The sequence below is a fragment of the Lunatibacter salilacus genome (assembly GCF_009797935.1).
Classification (GTDB): Bacteria; Bacteroidota; Bacteroidia; order Cytophagales; family Cyclobacteriaceae; genus Lunatibacter; species Lunatibacter salilacus.
Genome location: NZ_VOLC01000028.1, coordinates 1 through 18739 on the forward strand (window position 1 = coordinate 1; position 18739 = coordinate 18739).

At 41.2% G+C, this 18739-nt stretch carries 19 protein-coding genes and 1 pseudogene; 12 read left to right on the top strand and 8 right to left on the bottom strand.

Features of this window, described 5'->3' with window-relative positions; translation table 11 throughout:
• Window positions 1-469 precede the first annotated feature (469 nt).
• Both FQ608_RS25345 and FQ608_RS25350 read left to right on the top strand, forming a co-directional pair.
• Window positions 470-1015, top strand: coding sequence for an ankyrin repeat domain-containing protein (locus tag FQ608_RS25345; protein WP_199856474.1), 546 nt, complete (start codon window positions 470-472; stop codon window positions 1013-1015).
• Window positions 1016-1217: 202 nt separating this feature from the next.
• A complete protein-coding gene (locus FQ608_RS25350) occupies window positions 1218-2264 on the top strand; it encodes an acyltransferase family protein (RefSeq protein WP_158861297.1) in 1047 nt (348 codons plus the stop codon).
• A gap of 312 nt (window positions 2265-2576) precedes the next feature.
• Here the strand turns inward: FQ608_RS25350 and FQ608_RS25355 are convergent, their stop codons facing one another.
• Window positions 2577-2942, bottom strand: a complete 366-nt coding sequence (locus tag FQ608_RS25355) for a DUF2200 domain-containing protein (RefSeq protein ID WP_158861298.1) — start codon at window positions 2940-2942, stop codon at window positions 2577-2579.
• Between the two features lie 138 nt (window positions 2943-3080).
• Window positions 3081-3631, bottom strand: a pseudogene (locus FQ608_RS25360) (DUF4256 domain-containing protein).
• Window positions 3632-3929: 298 nt separating this feature from the next.
• Here FQ608_RS25360 and FQ608_RS25365 point away from each other — a divergent pair.
• Both FQ608_RS25365 and FQ608_RS25370 read left to right on the top strand, forming a co-directional pair.
• Window positions 3930-4391 carry a DinB family protein gene (locus tag FQ608_RS25365; RefSeq protein ID WP_158861299.1) on the top strand — a complete coding sequence of 154 codons (462 nt, stop codon included), beginning with the start codon at window positions 3930-3932 and terminating at the stop codon, window positions 4389-4391.
• Between the two features lie 210 nt (window positions 4392-4601).
• Window positions 4602-6878, top strand: coding sequence for a DUF7133 domain-containing protein (locus FQ608_RS25370; RefSeq protein WP_158861300.1), 2277 nt, complete (start codon window positions 4602-4604; stop codon window positions 6876-6878).
• A 198-nt stretch (window positions 6879-7076) separates the two neighbouring features.
• On the opposite strand, the gene FQ608_RS25375 is transcribed toward FQ608_RS25370, so the two are convergent.
• The gene (locus FQ608_RS25375; protein ID WP_158861301.1) at window positions 7077-8585 is read right to left on the bottom strand and encodes a M56 family metallopeptidase; all 1509 of its coding nucleotides are present in this window, start codon (window positions 8583-8585) and stop codon (window positions 7077-7079) included.
• Window positions 8582-8953 (bottom strand): BlaI/MecI/CopY family transcriptional regulator, encoded by a 372-nt coding sequence (locus FQ608_RS25380; protein WP_158861302.1) that lies wholly within the window; start codon window positions 8951-8953, stop codon window positions 8582-8584. The genes FQ608_RS25375 and FQ608_RS25380 overlap by 4 nt, the downstream gene beginning before the upstream one ends.
• Window positions 8954-9288: 335 nt before the next feature.
• Between FQ608_RS25380 and FQ608_RS25385 the strand changes: the two genes are divergently transcribed.
• The 7 genes from FQ608_RS25385 (at window position 9289) to FQ608_RS25415 (ending at window position 12848) form a co-directional block, all read left to right on the top strand.
• Window positions 9289-9609 carry an ArsR/SmtB family transcription factor gene (locus FQ608_RS25385; protein WP_158861345.1) on the top strand — a complete coding sequence of 107 codons (321 nt, stop codon included), beginning with the start codon at window positions 9289-9291 and terminating at the stop codon, window positions 9607-9609.
• Window positions 9606-10103 carry an SRPBCC family protein gene (locus FQ608_RS25390; RefSeq protein ID WP_158861303.1) on the top strand — a complete coding sequence of 166 codons (498 nt, stop codon included), beginning with the start codon at window positions 9606-9608 and terminating at the stop codon, window positions 10101-10103. The genes FQ608_RS25385 and FQ608_RS25390 overlap by 4 nt, the downstream gene beginning before the upstream one ends.
• A 237-nt stretch (window positions 10104-10340) precedes the next feature.
• The gene (locus tag FQ608_RS25395) at window positions 10341-10655 is read left to right on the top strand and encodes an RNA polymerase alpha subunit C-terminal domain-containing protein (protein ID WP_158861304.1); all 315 of its coding nucleotides are present in this window, start codon (window positions 10341-10343) and stop codon (window positions 10653-10655) included.
• Complete coding sequence (locus tag FQ608_RS25400) at window positions 10636-11070, top strand: transcriptional regulator (RefSeq protein WP_199856475.1); 435 nt, start codon at window positions 10636-10638, stop codon at window positions 11068-11070. The genes FQ608_RS25395 and FQ608_RS25400 overlap by 20 nt, the downstream gene beginning before the upstream one ends.
• An 11-nt stretch (window positions 11071-11081) precedes the next feature.
• Window positions 11082-11474: a DUF1801 domain-containing protein gene (locus tag FQ608_RS25405; RefSeq protein WP_158861305.1), complete on the top strand. Its 393-nt coding sequence runs from the start codon at window positions 11082-11084 to the stop codon at window positions 11472-11474.
• Window positions 11475-11485: 11 nt separating this feature from the next.
• Window positions 11486-11914: a VOC family protein gene (locus tag FQ608_RS25410; protein WP_158861306.1), complete on the top strand. Its 429-nt coding sequence runs from the start codon at window positions 11486-11488 to the stop codon at window positions 11912-11914.
• 166 nt (window positions 11915-12080) lie between these two features.
• Window positions 12081-12848, top strand: coding sequence for a class I SAM-dependent methyltransferase (locus FQ608_RS25415; RefSeq protein ID WP_158861307.1), 768 nt, complete (start codon window positions 12081-12083; stop codon window positions 12846-12848).
• 1019 nt (window positions 12849-13867) lie between these two features.
• Here the strand turns inward: FQ608_RS25415 and FQ608_RS25420 are convergent.
• The 4 genes from FQ608_RS25420 to FQ608_RS25435 form a co-directional block, all read right to left on the bottom strand.
• Complete coding sequence (locus FQ608_RS25420) at window positions 13868-14488, bottom strand: hypothetical protein (protein WP_158861308.1); 621 nt, start codon at window positions 14486-14488, stop codon at window positions 13868-13870.
• Window positions 14489-14777: 289 nt separating this feature from the next.
• Window positions 14778-16967 (bottom strand): 2OG-Fe(II) oxygenase, encoded by a 2190-nt coding sequence (locus FQ608_RS25425; protein ID WP_158861309.1) that lies wholly within the window; start codon window positions 16965-16967, stop codon window positions 14778-14780.
• 115 nt (window positions 16968-17082) lie between these two features.
• Complete coding sequence (locus FQ608_RS25430; RefSeq protein ID WP_158861310.1) at window positions 17083-17466, bottom strand: DUF2243 domain-containing protein; 384 nt, start codon at window positions 17464-17466, stop codon at window positions 17083-17085.
• Window positions 17467-17480: 14 nt separating this feature from the next.
• On the bottom strand, window positions 17481-17819 hold the full coding sequence (locus FQ608_RS25435; RefSeq protein ID WP_158861311.1) for a hypothetical protein: 339 nt from the start codon (window positions 17817-17819) through the stop codon (window positions 17481-17483).
• Between the two features lie 554 nt (window positions 17820-18373).
• Here FQ608_RS25435 and FQ608_RS25440 point away from each other — a divergent pair.
• The gene (locus FQ608_RS25440) at window positions 18374-18733 is read left to right on the top strand and encodes an SPW repeat protein (RefSeq protein ID WP_158861312.1); all 360 of its coding nucleotides are present in this window, start codon (window positions 18374-18376) and stop codon (window positions 18731-18733) included.
• Window positions 18734-18739: the final 6 nt, after the last annotated feature.

Sequence of the window (18739 nt, forward strand, 5' to 3'; positions counted from 1 at the left end):
CTGGATTTCATCTGTTTATAATTTGATTTTTAACGGTCAGATGGAATCTCGCAACTATAATCATCCCACTGTGTGACGATCTCGTCATGCTGGATTTCATCTGTTTATAATTTGATTTTTAACGGTCAGATGGAATCTCGCAACGATAATCATCCCACTGTGTGACGTTTTCGTCATGCTCGATTTCATGTGTTTATAATTTGTTTTTCAGAGGTCATAACTTGTCCCGGTTTGCCGGAGTAGCCTGTCCCGAATTTATTCGGGAAAATCTCGCCATGATTATCATCCCGTGTGCGACGATCTCGTCATGCCTGCCTGTCCGGTAGGCAGGCTCGATTTCAGCAAAATTTATACTGATGCGTCAAAATTTATATTGCATTCAGCATTCTTTATGGTTTTGTCCGCAGGGTTGTTTAGTTACTCACTTGTCGCTGGCCTTACTTTGTGCTTCATTCAAAACTATAAAAAAATGAAATCACATAACTTACTTATTGCTATTTTATTTGCAGGCATCCTGGTTATTTCATCTTGTGGCAGCAATTCATCAGGTTCCGAAAACAGAGCAGAAGATATCCACGGGGCTGTTATCTCCGATGATATGGCGGCGGTCGAAATGTACATCAGTAACGGAGGCGACCTTAATGTCAGGGACCCTTTTGGTGGCTCCAGCCCCTTGATTTCAGCGGCAGTATTTGGCAAGCCGGAAATGGCTAAAGTCCTATTGGAAGCTGGGGCCGATATTAATTTCCAGAATAATGAAGGCAGCACAGCCTTGCATACGGCAGCTTTTTTTTGCCGGCCAGAAATCGTAAGGATACTTCTCGACAACGGTGCAGATAAAACGATAACCAACAAATATGGGGGAACAGCCTATGATAATGTAAGAGGATCTTTTGATGAAATGAAGGATTCCTATGACATGATGGGAACTATGCTTGGACCAATGGGGCTTACGCTTGACTATGATTATATCAAAAAAACTAGGCCGGAGATTGCGGCGATGTTGAGGCCTTGACGGAGCCAAACCTGTCAGGTTTAAAAGAAAAATATCCTAGCCTAGTCAGATTCGGTAAAAACCTGACAGGTTTATCTAACTAAAACCTGCAGGTTTCCTTTGAAAAATCTTTTAAGCTGGTCAGAATCATCTAAAACCTGACAGGTTTACCTAACCAAAAACCTGCCAGGTTTAACTTTCCATTTCCCACAAATTAAATTCTATGTCCACCACCGAAAGACGCTACGACATTGACTGGCTGCGGGTAATCGCTATCGGATTACTTTTGGTCTACCATATTGCCATTGGTTTTCAGCCTTGGGGCGGGATGATTGCCTTTATTGCAAATCCCAAGTCCTGGCCAGCACTTTGGATTCCCATGTCCTTGATTAATATATGGAGGATTCCGCTGTTATTCTTTGTATCAGGAATGGGCCTATACTTTGCGATGGGCAAGCGGAATTTCGTCCAGCTGATTACAGAACGCAGCAGGCGTATCTTGCTTCCTTTTGTTTTTGGCGTGTTTGCCATCGTTCCGATCCACCTCCTTATCTGGCGCTATAATAACAACATGAATTTAACGTATATGTGGGATGCTGGACATTTGTGGTTTTTGGCAAACATCTTTGCCTATGTCCTTCTCTTAGCTCCTTTGTTTTATCTGTTAAGATCTAAGAAAGCCAATAAGGTCAGAGATTGGATTACCAGGGTTCTCAGTAATCCTTTGGGTCTGGTACTGGTGGCTGCGGCATTGGTAGGAGAGGCCATTATCCTTGATCCCATTCCTTACGAATTGTATGCCCGCACATGGCATGGTTTTTTTCTGGGATTGTTGGCGTTCTTTTTTGGGTATTGCTTTGTTCTTGCGGGTAGCGGGTTTTGGAAAATGATTCAAAGATGGAGATGGATTTGGCTGGTGATGGGGGTAGGGTTGTTTTTTCTTCGTACATTTTATTTTGGATTCCAAGTACCGATATATTTGGTACCGATAGAATCATTTGCCTGGATTGTTGTGGTGTTGGCCTTTGGCAGCAAACATTTGAATAAACCTGGAAAGCTGTTGGCTTATCTCAGTGAGGCAGCTTATCCTGTCTATATCGTCCACATGATTTTTCTATATATGGGATCGCTTTTGATTTTCCCATTGGATATTGCGGTGCAATTACAGTTTTTGCTGGTGATGATTTTCACGGTAGTGGGATGTTTGGCGGCTTTTGAGGGCATCCGAAGGGTGAAGTTGCTGCGGTTGTTGTTTGGGTTGAGGACGTAATTGCTAGGCCTTTCATCAATTTTGATTTGCGGTTGCATTATTCATTGTTGTGCAAAAGGAATTTTGATGGTCATTTCCGAAAAAATTTATCATCATCCCATTTTTGGGGATTGCTGATGATATAATTGGAAATGCGGCGATAGGATTGTTCGTTCCGGATAATGTTATCCCAATAATTGCGTTGCCATAATTTTCCGTTGAATCGGGGCCATCCCAACGTTTTTACGCCACGAATATATTCGAATAATCATACCCCTTTAATCGGATAGACTTACGATGGTGGATTTTTGGATTGTATCTACTTTTCATTTCCTACCCCTTCCTTAATATCTTCTCCATTTTCTTTCCCTGGGCCAGTTCATCTACTATTTTGTCCAAAAAACGGACCTTCTGTGTCAAGGGATTCTCAATGTCCTCAATTCGGTAACCACAAATCATTCCCTTAATCAGGTGTGCGTTTGGATTTAATTTAGCTTGCTGGAAGAAAGTTTCAAACGTTGCGTTCTGATCAATTAGGTCCTGCACTTTACTCTCGTCAAATCCCGTTAGCCATTCTATGACTTCGTGCAATTCTTCTTTTGTCCTGCCTTTTTTCTCGACTTTGGTGACGTAATGTGGATATACCGAGGAGAAGGTCATTTTTGCCATGCGTTCATTGTGGGTGTCGCTCGTATTCATACCTTTTTAGTTTAGAAACACTTTCCAATATCTAGAATTTTCTTTCCCGATTTATTGTGGAGCTCCAATGTATAAAAAGTTTGGGTTTTCTAAAAGCGTGAACCTAAGATCCTGATTTTAGGTAGTGTATAACCTAACCTAAACCTTTAATATTCCCCGAAACCCCCTTGCTCCGTAATAGGATTCGGCGCCGTTGTGATAAATAAAAACCTGGCCATATCGCCAATCTCCAAAAATGGCACCTCCGAGCTTTCGGATCTCCGTGGGAGTTTCTATCCAACTCGAGGTTTTTGTATCGAATTTACCCAAACGCTGCAAATCCCTGTATTGCTCCTCATTCAATATCTTTATGCCTATTTCTTCCGCCATACCAATTGCACTGTTTTTTGGCTTATGTTCTTTCCGGGATTCCAAGGCCTCATGGTCGTAACAAATACTTCGGCGGCCTTTAGGGTCTCTGGAGAACAGTCTACAAAAATAAATGCTCCGGTTTTCTCGTCCTTGCCAACCACATCCGGTTCACCCTCTGTGATGTCCATTTCATTGAGAGACCAGAGTTTTTTTGGTTCGAACAAAAGCCTGTCTTCTACCTGCTGCCATTCAATCCCCCGGTGGCGGTTTGTATTTTTCAGGAATCGGATTTTCAATATTTTGAGCAAGGATTCAGTAAGGTCGGTGGTAAGTTTCATCGGTAGTTTTTGGATTAACTTAAAGATTTGAGGGATTGAATATGATTTCCCCTAGAGTTCAATCTTTCGTGTTCTAAAAATACGACTGCTACAGGGATAATTGCAAACAAATATATCTTAATTATGAAGCAAAAAGCCGCCTGAAATTTCTTATTTTTCCTTCTAAAAATAAAGCGATAAACAAGTTAAACCATCGAATGGATATTAGATTTCAGTTTATTCTCATTCTATTATTCTTCCAGCCTAACAATCTCTTATTTTGTTGTAGCTCGTAAGTTAGTTATAAATTCATCACACCATGACCCGAAAAGAAGTCCTCTTAAAAAGCTGGGAAATTTCAAACGATATGGAAAACTGGTTTGTCCCAATCAGAAAAGCCCTCGAAAATGTGGATGCAAAACAAGCTGTATGGAAGCCGGAAGGAATCGCTGATTTTAACTCTATTCAGGAAATAACACATCACCTTTTCTATTATAAAGCCAGGTTTTTGTGCAGGCTGTGCGGCATAGATTTTGAGTCAGTGGCAAACAATGAAACGACCTTCCTGGCTGGACTTGCTTGGGAATGGGAAGAAGTCAAACAGGAGCTTTTTTCCGTCAATTCCAAAATTGTCACCCATATCCAATCTCTCAAAGACGCTGATCTTGAACTGCAACAGCCTGAGGAAGCTATCGGTCAGCAAGTATTGGATTTAGCCACGCATGATGCTTACCATGCAGGTCAGTTGGTCTTGATCCGAAAGCTGCAGGGTGCTTGGTAATCCCGTCGGGTAATACCAATTTCCCGATTATCCGGCTGGATTTTCACTGGATCAATATCTTAATTCTCTTTGCAAACATTCAAGGGAACATACTAGGACCGATTAACATTTCCCCCAAAAAAGGTATAGAAAATTTTTTATAATGTTACCTCCTAATAAAAATTTGCAATATTAAACCTACTTGAAGATCAAAGAAAAAACATTCTCTATATGATGTCGACGTCCTTTCAACTATCAATTATTTTATTTTGTGTCATCTGCCAAAGTTGCCAAGAAGGTAAGCATGATGATCTGAAGGATTACAGTCATGTGACCGAGAACATGGTCTTTGCTTCACCAAGGGTTGTGAATCAAAATCCAATAACCGTTCCATTGTCTCCCTTCGAAAGTCTGAAAACCATCAGGATTCCCGAAGGATATGAATTGGAATTGGTTGCGAGTGAGCCGATGATATCAGAACCTGTAGCGATTGCATGGGATGGGAACGGGCGTATGTATGTTGCGCAAATGGAAACGTATATGCAAACCGTAGATGCCGAAGGACAGGATGAAGCCAGAAGCCGGATAATGTTGCTTGAAGACACCAATAATGATGGTAAAATGGACAAGAGCAGCGTATTTTTGGACAGCCTTAGATTACCCAGAATGCTGCTTACTGTGGGAGAGGAGGTTTTTGTAAATGAAACCAACACTTTTGATATATATGCCTATAAAGATACCAATGGCGATGGAAAAGCGGATCAAAAAAGAGCGGTATTTCAATCTGAAGAGAAAGCTTTCGGGAATGTAGAGCATCAACGAAGCGGGTTGGATTGGAATCTGGACAATTGGATATATGTAACCACCGATCCAGTACGGTTCAAGTACAAAGGAGGAAGGTTGGAAGTTGATTCCTTGGCTGGAGGATCTAATGGGCAGTGGGGCTTGACGCATGATGACTACGGCAGGTTGTTCTTTAGCAGAGCGGCGGCAGGTAAGGCAGCAACAGGATTTCAGATCAATCCGGTATATGGGCAACTTGATATGGAGGAAGCATATAGCCCCGATTTTAATGAAGTTTGGCCCATAATCAAAACTCCAGATGTAAACGGGGGTCCCAAAACACTGCGTGCCGACAGTACCGTAAAAACTTTTACCTCAGCTGCCGGACAGGCGGTTTACAGGGGAGACAGATTACCGCACACAATGTCTGGCGATTATTTTGTAGCTGAGCCGGTGGGTAGAATAATTAGAAGGGCTAATGTAAGCTCGGACAATGGGTTGATCAAGCTTACAAATGCCTATGATGAGGAAGAATTTATTTCCTCCACCGACATGAACTTCCGGCCTGTCAATATGTATACCGGGCCGGATGGTTGTTTGTATATCGTGGATATGTACAGGGGGATAATTCAAGAATCTACTTGGGCCCAACCCGGTAGCTATCTGTATGCGCAGATAATGAATAATCAACTACAGAAAAATGTGAGAAACGGCCGGATATACAGGTTGGTTCATAATGATATACCACGTGGTCCTACCCCCAATATGCTGGAGGAATCGACTAAAAAACTTGTCACTTATCTGAACCATCCAAATGGCTGGTGGAGAGATAATGCCCAAAAGGAAATTATCGATCGAGGAGATAAATCAGTTGTGGAGGATTTGAAAACTATAGCCAAAGGAGAAAAAGGTCCATTGAGTACATTTCCTTGCCCTCTTGCAATTATACACGCCTTATGGACATTAGAAGGGCTGGATGCGCTGGATTTGAATGTGATTTCCCTAGCGCTTCAAAATAAGGCACCTGAGGTTAGGAAAGCGGCCGTTTGGATAAGTGAACCCTTTTTGAAAAGCCACCACAAAGAAACCATGGAGATGTTGGAGCCGCTTAAATCCGATGTTGATCCGGACGTTCGTTTTCAGTTGTTGCTATCCCTTCATTCTGTCGAAGACCCACAGACCGCAGAGACGATTGAAGGAATAAGATGGCAGTCAGTAGACAGTTTACTGTTGTCGGGAATCACCAAAAGCTTGGAGAAAAACGAAGAGGCGAAAACCTACGGAGCCAAACTGGTAGCTTTGAATCCCGAGGCAAGGGAAATGGTTATAAAGGGAGCCACTATTTTCAAGACACTTTGCGTAGGATGCCACGGTCCTGAGGGCCAAGGACTCCCAGTCCATATTGCGCCGCCACTGATTGGAAAATTCAAATTGCTGGAATACAAAAAGGGAGTAATCCAGATAATGCTTCATGGGCTGGAGGGTCCTGTGGATGGGAAAGAATATCCAGAAATTATGCCTCCTATGGGAGAAAATGACGATGAATGGATTGCCTCGGTATTAAGCTACGTACGTTACGACCTTGGCATGAGAAGTTTTCCAGAAATGGGTTCGGGTTATCTTGATTTCGCAATCGTCCAGCCGGAACTCGTTAGGCAAGTAAGGAATGAACATAAGGGTAGAAAGCAACCTTGGACTTGGGAGGAAATTAAATTGGGTAAGTAAGACACGTTAATAATTCATAACCAAAAAATTGCTATCAAAAGGACTGGGCTAAAATAGGGGTACAGGATTTTTTATGATGAAGAAAATATCTATTGCAGGTGGGAAAATCTATATTGAAAAAAAGGACAGCACGAAGGAGCTACTTAACATAATTGGAATCTAACCATGACAGCAAATGATTCAAGTATTGATGATTTTTCATTTTCCCAACCTTACCGATTGATACCCCATAAAGCTGACGACTAGCTTCCGGGACGCATCGGCAAATATCGAAAAATCTCCGTTTATATCCGTTACCGTTCCTTTTGTAGTATCCACTATAATAATATGTGCCCCTGGAAGGGTATTTCCTTCGGGGTCACGCACTGTACCCGTCCAAAAGCCATCCGCATAGCTGGCGTCAACTTTCAGCTCACCGTTTCTCTGCTCTACTCCCTCCACGATAATTTTACCTGTAGGATGCCCGTCTTGACCTACCTTTTCCTTGTCAAGGCTAAAGTGTATGGGCAATACCATTTGTACCCTAACCGGACGGCCCCGTTGCATACCCGGTTTGAAAGCCGCAGAATTCTTTACTACCCTAATTGCCTCCTCCTCACAGCCTCCTCCAAGTTCGTTAATGGCCGATACATTGGAAAGTGAACCGTCTTTTTCTACCACAAACTGAACGACAACCTCTCCTTCAATGCCATTTCTCCGTGCCCGCAAAGGATACTCTAGTTCATTTACGACATACATATAAAAGGCAGGCATCCCCCCTTTGAATTCAGGTTGTGTCTCTACCTCGAAAAACGTGTCATCTGTGACCTGATTTTGTTTTTGGCTTGTAGAAGGATTTTGTTGTGCGTTAATTTCTACAGAAAATCCCGCAATAATTAACAAGGATATAAGGCTGAAGCTAAAGATTCGAAACTGCATAATATTTTTGGTTATGGGCTTGTTCATCATGGTTAATCGATTTTTTAATGCGGAGGAGGAAATAGAACTGGTCAATATTCCCGGGTTATTGTGTATTGTCAACTCAAGAAGAAGTTTTTTATACTTTATCGGGTGCGCCGCCTGCTGTACTTCATGGTCTGCAAGGTATTCGTGGTTCAGTACCATGGCTCTTTTTACCAGATATACCACCGGGTTAAACCAGAAGACAACAAGTAAAAACTCCATCCACAGCAGGTCTAAATGGTGCCGGTGATTAATGTGAACCCGTTCATGGGAAAGTATCATCTGTGTGTTTTCGCTACGTTCATTATAAATGGCAGGGTGCATAAAAATATATTTGCCAAAACTAAATGGAGAAAGGACTTTTTCTGACAGAATCAGCAATGCGCCCGGTATGTGCTGAACCGGGGCATTTTTTGTCCAAACAATCAACTGATTCAGGGCTTTTAGTTTTGTTATCAGTAAAAAGAAAAACACTGGAATGTATACAAAAAGAAACCATTGTATAGGTGAGAAGGCTTTGGGACTTGGGTTTGATTGGCTTACTGTCGCCGATTGAGAAAGGTCAATGGGGAGATATTCAATCTGTACAGGGTTTTGATCTGGCACAACTATCGGAAAGCTAAGGAAAGGAATAATCATGGCGGCGGGAATAAGCGCCAACAGTATCCAACGGTTTAGCTGAAATGATTTTTCCTTTGCCAAAAAGAGGTGGAATAGCAGCATCAAAAATGCCGAACAGGCGATAAATTTGACTAAGACCATCATTTCTTTCTGTGTTCAATTTCCGTTTCCACCAGTTTTTTAATCTCCTCCAACTCTTTTGTTGTCAGGTCGGCCTTTTTGGTGAAAAATGAGGCAAACTGAAGCGGGCTGTCGGAAAAGAAATCTCTGATAATGGTTTTCACCTGACCTGAAAAATAATCGGGCTTCTCCACCAGTGCGTGATATTGCCTGGAGTTTCCAAATAGTTTGAAATCCACAAATCCTTTATTTTGCATGCGTTTCAGTAGCGTCGCCACCGTACTTGGTGCAGGCTTTGGATTAGGATGAACTTCCAAAAGCTCTTTCATAAATATGGGCTGATTCGACCATATCAGTTCCATTAGTTTCTCTTCGGATTTGGATAACGCCATTCTACAGAATATCATTTGTTTCTACAAACGTAGAATTAATTTTGATATAATCAAACTATATGTTAAAAATTTTACCACATAGGACACAAAAGCGCACATAGTTTTTAAAATAAAGAATTAGTTTATTTAATTTCCCTATGTGAACTATGCTACTATGTGGTTAAAAAGGCCGGAGCCGTTATTGAATTAGGGCATAGATTTTTGCCGCATAGGTCCCATAAATTTTATTCTTTTTTATGAACCTCTATGTGATAAAAAATCGCAAAATTATTTGCGCAACCAATTAATCGCATTTATATTCGCAACCATATAGTAGCAAATAAAACAGAATGGATGTGAGAAGAGATGTTTTTCAGGCGATAGCGGACCCGACAAGGAGGGCTATAATTCTTTTACTGGCAGTAGGGGCGATGACACCGAATGGTATTGCTGAGCATTTTCAGACCAGCAGACAGGCGGTGTCTAAGCACATTAAAGTATTGGCGGAATGTGATATTCTTACCTATCAACAACAGGGGAGAGAGATTTATTACCACCTCAATACGGATAAAATGAAAGAAATCGAAAAATGGTTGGATCAGTTCAGGCAGCTATTGGCGAAAAGGTTCGATCAGTTGGATAACGTATTATATCAACTAAAACAAAATAAAAAATGAACTCAGCCGTACTTTTCAATTTTAATGTGGACAAAAAGAACAACACCATCCACGTTGTAAGATCCTTCGACGCTCCCCTTGATTTGGTGTGGGCAGCTTGGACCGAAGCAGATATTCTCGACCAATGGTGGGCACCAAAGCCCTATCAGGCAATTACGAAATCCATGGATTTCAATGTCGGCGGTTGTTGGCATTATTATATGCTAGGTCCAGAAGGTGATACCCACTGGAGCAGGTTTGACTTTGAAAGCATAGAAAAGGAAAAGTCCTTTTCAGGAATTGACGCCTTCTGCGATGAATTTTCAACTATCAATGATACTAAACCTCGAGTAAAATGGAGAAATGACTTTTCCGAGGAGACGAATGGTACATTGGTGGATATTTTTCTTCAATTTGACTCTTTGGAGGATCTGGAAGCCATTATTGAAATGGGCTTCAAAGAAGGCTTCACGGCAGGTCTGGAGAATCTGGACCAATATATCAGTGCGCAATAGAATCCATCATTAAAACAGTAGCATTATGTTTATCCACCTTCACCTTATAATATACAAAGGATGTAAACAATGGCAGTAAATTTTAATAATCTGTCGCAATCCACCCTCATTATGTCCAATTCTACCATTGTTTTGGTTTTCAAATTCGGTTAATTTTATACCTTCTGCACTTGGAAAAAACGTTTTGCGGTTTTGAGGAGGATATAGCCTCAATTTGGTATTCCGATTAGAGTAACTATGAAATCACAAAAAACTAAACGGACCTGCAAGTTTGGACATGTCTTTTACAAAAGTAGTGAATGTCCAACCTGCCCGACCTGTGAGAAACTAAAAGAATCAGCGACGGGCTTTCTGGGGCTTCTGAGTAATCCAGCCAGAAACACTTTATTAAATCACGGAATTGATACCATTCAAAAACTTGCTAACCATACAGAGAAGGAAATACTAGCGCTTCACGGAATGGGGAAAGCATCACTACCGACACTACACAAAGCATTAGCGGACGAACAATTGAACTTCAAAAACAGCAACAATGGAAAAAATAACGATTAATGCCGATATACATGTGTTAGCCGTTGCGGCTCCATTCTTTCCTGAAGGGGTTCCAACAGCATTTGACAAACTCCATTCTTTACTGGACGACTCAACTCCAAGAAGAATATTTGGCTTATCCCGACCGGAAAAAGACGGAGATATAGTATATAGGGCGGCGGCGGAGGAAATGAGTGAGGGTGAGGCTCAGCAATTGGAGAGCGAGTCCCTTACCATCAAAAAAGGGACTTATATTTCGATGACTGTGGATAATTATAAACAAGATATTCCCGCCATCGGTAGAGCCTTTGAGGAATTATTGGAAGTCCCAAACTTGGATCCTGAGGGATATTGCGTGGAATTGTATGATCCAAAATCGGCCGGATATGGTACTGCCAACGAATCGGTAATATGCATGATTCGACTTGATGATTAAAGAATCATTTTATGAACACATCCATCAATGCCTTCAATGAATCCCAAGATGAACCCGAACGGGAAATCTGTGAGCTGTTGCGTAAATTAATTGATAAAGAACTTCCGGAGGCTGAAAGCAAAATATGGCACGCCCATCCCGTTTGGTTCTTGGAGGGCAATCCCATCGTCGGATATAGCAAACTGAAGACTGGAATTCGATTGATGTTTTGGAGCGGATTGGATTTCGGCGAAGAAAAACTACAGCCGGGAACGGGCAAATTTAAAGATGCATCCATTCTTTATACTTCTGCAGAGCAGGTTGACAAAGTGGACTTAAACCGGTGGCTTTATAAGTCAACCCAAATCCAATGGGATTACAAAAATCTGATCAAACGCAAAGGAAAGCTGGTAAAACTCAACTAATTCATACGACAATGAGAGCACCCATTCAACCCTATTTACATTTCCAAGATAATTGCAGAGAAGCAATGGATTTCTACCAAGGTCTCTTTGGCGGAAATTTGGAACTGATGCCCATCGGTCAATCCCCTGCCAAAGATCAGTTCCCCGAGAAGCTACATAATCAGATTATGCATGCGAGTTTGAGCAACGGTGATTTCAATATTATGGCGTCCGACATGTGTGGTCAAGGCGAATTGAAACGGGGCAATGCGGTTCAGCTAAACCTTAACTGCGCCACAGAAGAAGAGATCCGAGAGCTTTACCAAAAACTTTCACAAAATGGAAAAATTATTGAGGAATTGAAGGAGCAGTTTTGGGGAGCACTGTTTGCCATGGTTATTGACAAATTCGGGGTACGGTGGATGTTGTCTTTTGATAAAAGCGAAAATGAAGCAGCTTGAAAATTAGGCAAGGTATGCTTATCTTTTCCTGAAATAGCGGAAGAGACACGCTTTGAAAAAACATCGTTTCGAGTGAAAAAGGATATTTGGCACCAAACCAATAAGGAGTTCATCGTCATTTAACGAAAGACACCAAGCAAAAGAGACACAGACAAATGAGAACGAAATGAATAAAAAACAATGGTACGAAACATTATTTGAAAATTACGGTCAGAAATACGACAATGAAAGTTTCACACAGGGTACAATTGGAGAATGCGATTTCATTGAGAGGGAACTGGATTTCAATAAAGAGTTGAAAATCATTGATATCGGGTGTGGCACTGGGCGTCATTCCATAGAATTGTCAAAGAGAGGTTATTCGATGACCGGGATTGATTTGTCTGAATCTTTACTCAAAAAAGCTAAAGAAAAGGCTAAGCAAAACGGGGTAAAGGTTGATTTTATGAGATGCGATGCACGAAATTTACCTTTTGAAAAGGAATTTGACGTTGCTATCATGTTGTGCGAAGGTGGTTTTCCTTTAATGGAGACGGACGAGATGAATTACGAGATTCTGAAAAACGTTTCTCGGTCGTTAAAGGGAAAATCAAAATTCATATTCACAACATTAAACGGATTATTCCCATTATTTCACTCAATGAAAGATTTTCACGATGAGGGAGCTGTTGACGGAAACGCGACGTACGACAGCAAGAATTTTGACTTAATGACATTTAGAGATTACAACATCACAAAAGTGGTGGATGACAGCGGAGTAGAAAAAGAATTAGCGTGTAATGAAAGGTATTATGTTCCATGCGAAATAACATGGTTACTTAAAACACTTGGATTCACAAAAATTGAGATTTTCGGAGCTAAGCTCGGAGCTTTTTCCCGTGAAGATAAATTGAAAACAGATGACTTTGAAATGTTAGTAATTACAGAAAAATAAAAACCACGCGTGTTTTTGGAACAACTTGGATTTGATATAAGCAATTCTCGTGGTTTCAGAAAAGGCTCTTAAAACCCAGTTAAGACAAAGTATTTTAAGTATTGTAAAATATGTATTAGTCCAATAAACCGGGAATTTATTCTGTATCTTGAAGATATGCTTTAATCAATGGAAAGGATTGAAGAGTACCTTGATGGGGTTAATTTTTTTTAGCTAAAATTACCTAAATCCAGAGGCAGGAGTGGTGGATGGTAAATTGGGCATGATGTGTTGAAGGTAAAGTCTAATTGTTTCTATTACTCGATAATAAATTTTGCCTATTCGAAGGTCCTATGGCGTAAACAAAGTCTCTAGGAATCAGAATTTGATCTCACCCTACTAACAAAAGACAAACATTTTGATGACATTGACGGGATATCAATTGAGAAGCTTTGATTACCGACATTGAAAAGAATAATACAAGTACGCTCTTAGGGAAACTTCCCTACGACTTCATCTCACTACAACCCCACTCCATGCTTACGGTTTCAAGCTTACATATGTGATAAGCAAAAAATTCCGAATTCAAACGTTTGGGATGTTTGCGAAATGACGTTTATTTTCAAAAAAAATTATCGACTTAGGAGCCACCTAAACCAATACGCTGTTATTTACCCTAATTTATTAGTTTGTTAACAAAACGATGTATCCTAGGAAGTGAATGGTCAAAGTTTGGAACCTATTACAGCATTATTGTAATTGTATCTAAATCGTCAATTTACGAATAGCAATGCTACATCTTTTTAATTCGGCGTTGAGTTCTGTAAGGGGAAAAGTATCAGGGCTTGCCGGTTTTATTTTTAGTTCAATACGTTTTTTCCTCAACATTGCATATCCACGGGTATACCTCGGATCCACTACTCCGGAACTTATGGGTAAATACTCGGACCGTAAACGGGAAGGAAATAAATATAGGGTGTTGCTCTTGGTTTTGGAGCTACACCCGTCACTGAGTTGATTATAGTATTTTTTCATTTTGCTTATTGATGTGTCACAATATAAATAACCCCATTTGTAGCATAGCGGGGAGGGGGTTGGGTTCCGGGCAAAATATAGAACATGCCGTCAGGGCCAATTTCTAACGTTCGGTTGGGATGTTGCCCTCCACCGGGCAATAAGGACGTCAGTAAAGTAGGGGATCCTAAAGTACCGTCACCATATTCCGAACGGTATATTTCTTTTATGGGGATCATATACAGCAAACTCCCGCTAATGGTGAAATCATGTATATCAGTAAATTTTGCGACTACGTCTCTTCTATTTGTAATTCCATCTCCATTCGTGTCCTCCAGCAAAAGTACCTCACCGGCTCTGTTTGCCACATATATCTGTCCGGTGGAATTGGCCCGCATCATGCGGGGTTCGGCGATGTCTTCGGCAAATTTCTGACCCTGGAATCCGTTCGGAACCGACAGCTGCTGTACCCGCTCGTCGTTCGCATCTAGCAACGCCGGTATAAATACGTAAGTGTTGTTTTGGGCTTGGGTAGTATTTTCATTCGTTTCCGGGATTAATGTGTCCCAAAAATCATCATCAACACAGGCTAATACCAATATGGAGGCAATGGAGACCAAACTTATTGTGTAAATAATATTTTTCATAGTTTAGCTATTTAATAGCAAGCTATGTTTCAATTATTGTTCCACCATTTAAAAATATTAGAAATAAGTCAATTAATGGTGTTTTTTGGCTTTTTTAGATTTTAAATATGATTTTTAATGTTATTAAGTGCTTTAAACACCTCAATATGTTACCTTTTATTCCCGTCTTATTAAGACTGCTTTTCCCTAATGTGGAAACTAACACGTTAAATCCTAGTATGTTTTTATACTTAATTTCTGGAACAGCGGTAAAATTTAAAGAAGAATTGAACCGTTAAATTGACCTAAATTACTTTTTCTTTACCTGCTCCAGCAAAACAACATCTTCCTGCCATTCTTTCAATTGCTTTTCAAAAGCTGCTAGGGTTTTGATAATTCGGAGGGTATGGGGAGAGCCTTTCTTGATGGTCTCTGTGCGTAAGTCTACTTCAACCGCTCTAATCGCATATTCCAGTTCATTTCTTTCGCTTTGATTTCGCCGAAAATCAAATATTTGGTCCACCGGGGAGGCTAGAAACTCTTTGAGAATCTTCCATAATCTTGAAGCATTTTTGGGAAGGTTAGGCATTGGTCTCGACCAGTCGGCCGGCGGCTGGGGTTTATTGTTAACCCGATCCTGTAAATTCGCAACGGTAAAGGTTAGTAACGCCGCTGACAGGTTGGTTTTCTTTTCCAGATTAAGAATCACTTTCGTAAGCACCCCGTTGATGTAGGACCGTTGTTCGTTTTCCATAAGAATGCCCGCTATAGCCGCTACCCATTTTTCTTGCTGGGGGAATGTACTTTCCAGCTCAAAAAGATGGCTTAGAGCAGCAGCATTAACAAGTTGCGTTTGCTGCTGACCGGAGGCGACTTCGCTAAAATATTCCGCCAAAACCGCCGTTTGCGATTCTGCCAAGCTCCTGCCGGAGGAAGTTTCCTTCAAGGCATTTAGAATCACCAGCAGATGGTGCATGTCGGAAATATTTCTCTGTTGGCTTATGCCTTTAAAAATTTTTTCGAAATGGTTGACAGCATAGGTTTCTATGAGTTTAGCCCAAAAGTCAGGATGTATATGTTGGAAAAAACGCAGAAGAAGGGGATAACCTAATTTTTCAAAGTATATTTCGTCACCACGCCCTACTAGCCAATCAGCAACGACGTTGTAGTTGGCTTTGGGTGCTTCACCTTCCGTATTTAACAGGGAGTTTAGGATAGTTTGACAAGTGGTAATTTCCCTCTCAGAAAGTTGGTTCCTCTTGTTGTTATAATAGCCCACCCACTCCAACTGATTGGAAAGGTCCTGACTCAGCAGCATCGCTTCGTGAGCTTCTTTAGGCCAAAAAATTACCGCACCATAATGATACCAGAACATCAGGTCCGGACCATAGTTGCCCATGTATCCGGAATTCTCCTTTACAATCGGATCTCCCTCATTTAGTTTGAAGGTGGCAAGCAGTTCGTCTTCGTCCACCTCGATTTTCAGCAAGGGCGGCGGCCCTTCCTCAGCCCAGTGTTCGATGGATACCCAGCCGTCATGCACTTCCTCCATTTCCAAATCGTCATCCGGTTCATCATCCCACCCGTACCCAGCAGGAGCAGGTATGCCGGTGAGATAGGAGGTGACAAGGCACATTTTGGCATAATATCCGGCATTATCCGCTGCACGGATCAATGCTTCCGCCCTCGTACGGTCATTTAGTTTTAATTGCTCCGTCGAAAAATTTTCAGGGGTATACTGATGCCCTAACAACACGATTCCTGGAGAGAAGACTTTGCTTCCTTCGCACGCCTTCAGGATGGAAGCCAATTGCGAGACATGTTCTCCAAGTGGTTCCAGGCGAACAGCTTTATCGGTTTTTTTCTGAATCAGGTTATAGACTAGACATACTCTATAGCCTTCTGTCAACGGTTTGATTTCATGTTCGCAGTCCGCATAAAAAGCCACATAAGGGATCTTGTAGCTGCTCGCCGGCTCAGCAAAACTTACGGATTTTTCTTCCCCGTCAAATCTGACCAAGAGTTCACCGCCCCTATGCTTGGACGGCACACCAATGATCAGGGTGCCAAACATTCCCTTTTCTTTTTCGGAGTCTCTATGAGAAACAAAGAAATCCCCTTTTTCATAAATAAGCATCTTATACAGCTGAACTTCCACCTCTACCTCTTCGATGCCTAGTTGGGGTTTGATGATAGCCGTCACCTTTAGTAAAAATCTATCCCATTGGGAACCACTAAAATGAAGTTTTCCCGCATCAATCTCCCAAGCACTCCGCACGGAATCGTCAAGGATCGTTTGGCTGCCTTTGCCAAATGGAGCTTTGTGGGCCTCTTGTATCAAAGCCTTCGCCTGTAAGCCGTTGATAGGGTAGGCAATTTCACCAAGACCTTCAACAGATAGACCAGGAAATATAAACCCGGACTGATGACTGGTAACAAAAGAGCCGTTTCCTTTTATCAGGCTAAGACTATCTAACAATTCAGTTCCGAAATTTCGCATTGATGGGGTGGAGTATTTCAACCTCAAAAATAACTAATCCAAACCGCATACTTTTCATGGAATAGAAATTTCTTATGGGGAAGGCTTAGAATGGAGCATAGCCGTTTGAGGCTTTTTATTTCGCAATATTTAATCTATCCCCGAGAGGAATGTGGTCCCTTCTGTAGTTGCCTTTGTTTTGATACCGGAGATAGAATAAACCAACCAGTAAAATCGATTCAGAAAAGTCTCCCCCGGATATGAATGACAATTCCATCATACAACTGAAATCCTCAGAGTCCAAAAAAAATCCAGCTACCAGGGCAATCAACTCTGAGGCGTAAAGGAGACCGTCCGATAACAAGCCGATCTCAGTAGTAGACAAATCATAGAAGTGATGCCAAGCGAGCAACTGGTGAAATACAATTTCATCAATACCTGCCATTATGCCAATGCCAAGAAAAACCCCCGCCCATATTGAGCTAGAGGGTTTTACGATTTCTTTTGGGATCGCCTGCATTCCCTGTCAAGTTATCATTCTATTTGGTCATCTATTTCCTCTATAGGCACTCGCTTGATAAATTCGTCATAATATGGATTATCTTGGTCTGAATATGTGCCGTAAGCATTTAAAATATAGCCTTTCTCGTCTGATTCGCTATGGATAAGGTAGATGACAGCCATATCTGATGGGTCGGATTCCCCTTCGAACCGATATACTTTGACGATCTTTAACTGTTCCGGCTTGTAGAGAGTATCTGAACCGTCAAAGTTCGCACCGGCGCGGTTGATATTCAGTTCTTTTCCATAGCCTCTTTCAGGAAGCAGGTTCAACACCTGGGAATAGGTGGTCATTGATTTGGAGGTGCTCATAAAATAGTTGATTTAAAGTATGAAGCGGATGTATTTCCGCTAAGAAGCATTCTACAAGTATGAGTCCAATTTGGATTAGCTGATAGAACCTCCCTGATTTATGATAAAGATGTAATTTAAATGTGTACCTGTTGATTTTGCCTTGGAAATCTCTTTAAAAAGGAGTCAAATTTGCCACATAATGGGGAGATTTGGATTGGTACAAAATTGATTAATCCTTTTTGGGACCATATTGAAGAGTCTGCGGAGCATATTATTTCTCCGATTTCAATCGGTCCACCCTATCTTAGAATTCCTTTTTTTTATTTAAGAAAAGCAGTTTTCAATTACAGGAATGCTGAAGTAATTACTGATATTTTACAAATGCCTTAATTCCGATTTCCTTTCTAGATTTCTTTTTACGCTTCAAGACTTTGGGGATTTACAAAACCTCAAGGTAAACAGAACAATATTTAAAGTGGCATAATATTGGGATTCCCTTGCAAAAATTATTCTTATAAAATGGAGTAATCAATATTGGAAAGAAAGATTTCTTACAAAACAGAACAAATTATATGAGATTTATTGATTCTAGAACGCATGCCGTTATAGACTACATGTCAGGGATTTTATTTATTGCGAGTCCATGGTTGTTTGGGTTTTTTAATCACGGAGCAGCTATGAGCCTTCCATTAATTGCGGGAGTGTCAATTATAATGATCAGCTTAATAACGGATTTTGAGTATGGCTTACTCCCCGCAGTATCCTTGCCAACGCACCTCAATTTAGATGTGATCATAGGAGTCATACTTTTGGCTTCACCTTGGGTTTTTGGGTTTACTGCAAGAGTGATGTGGCCGCATGTCATTTTCGGGATGGTACTGGTAATTGCAGGTTTGTTTACGGAAAGGCAGATCCGCCCGGCTTTGTATTAATAAAAA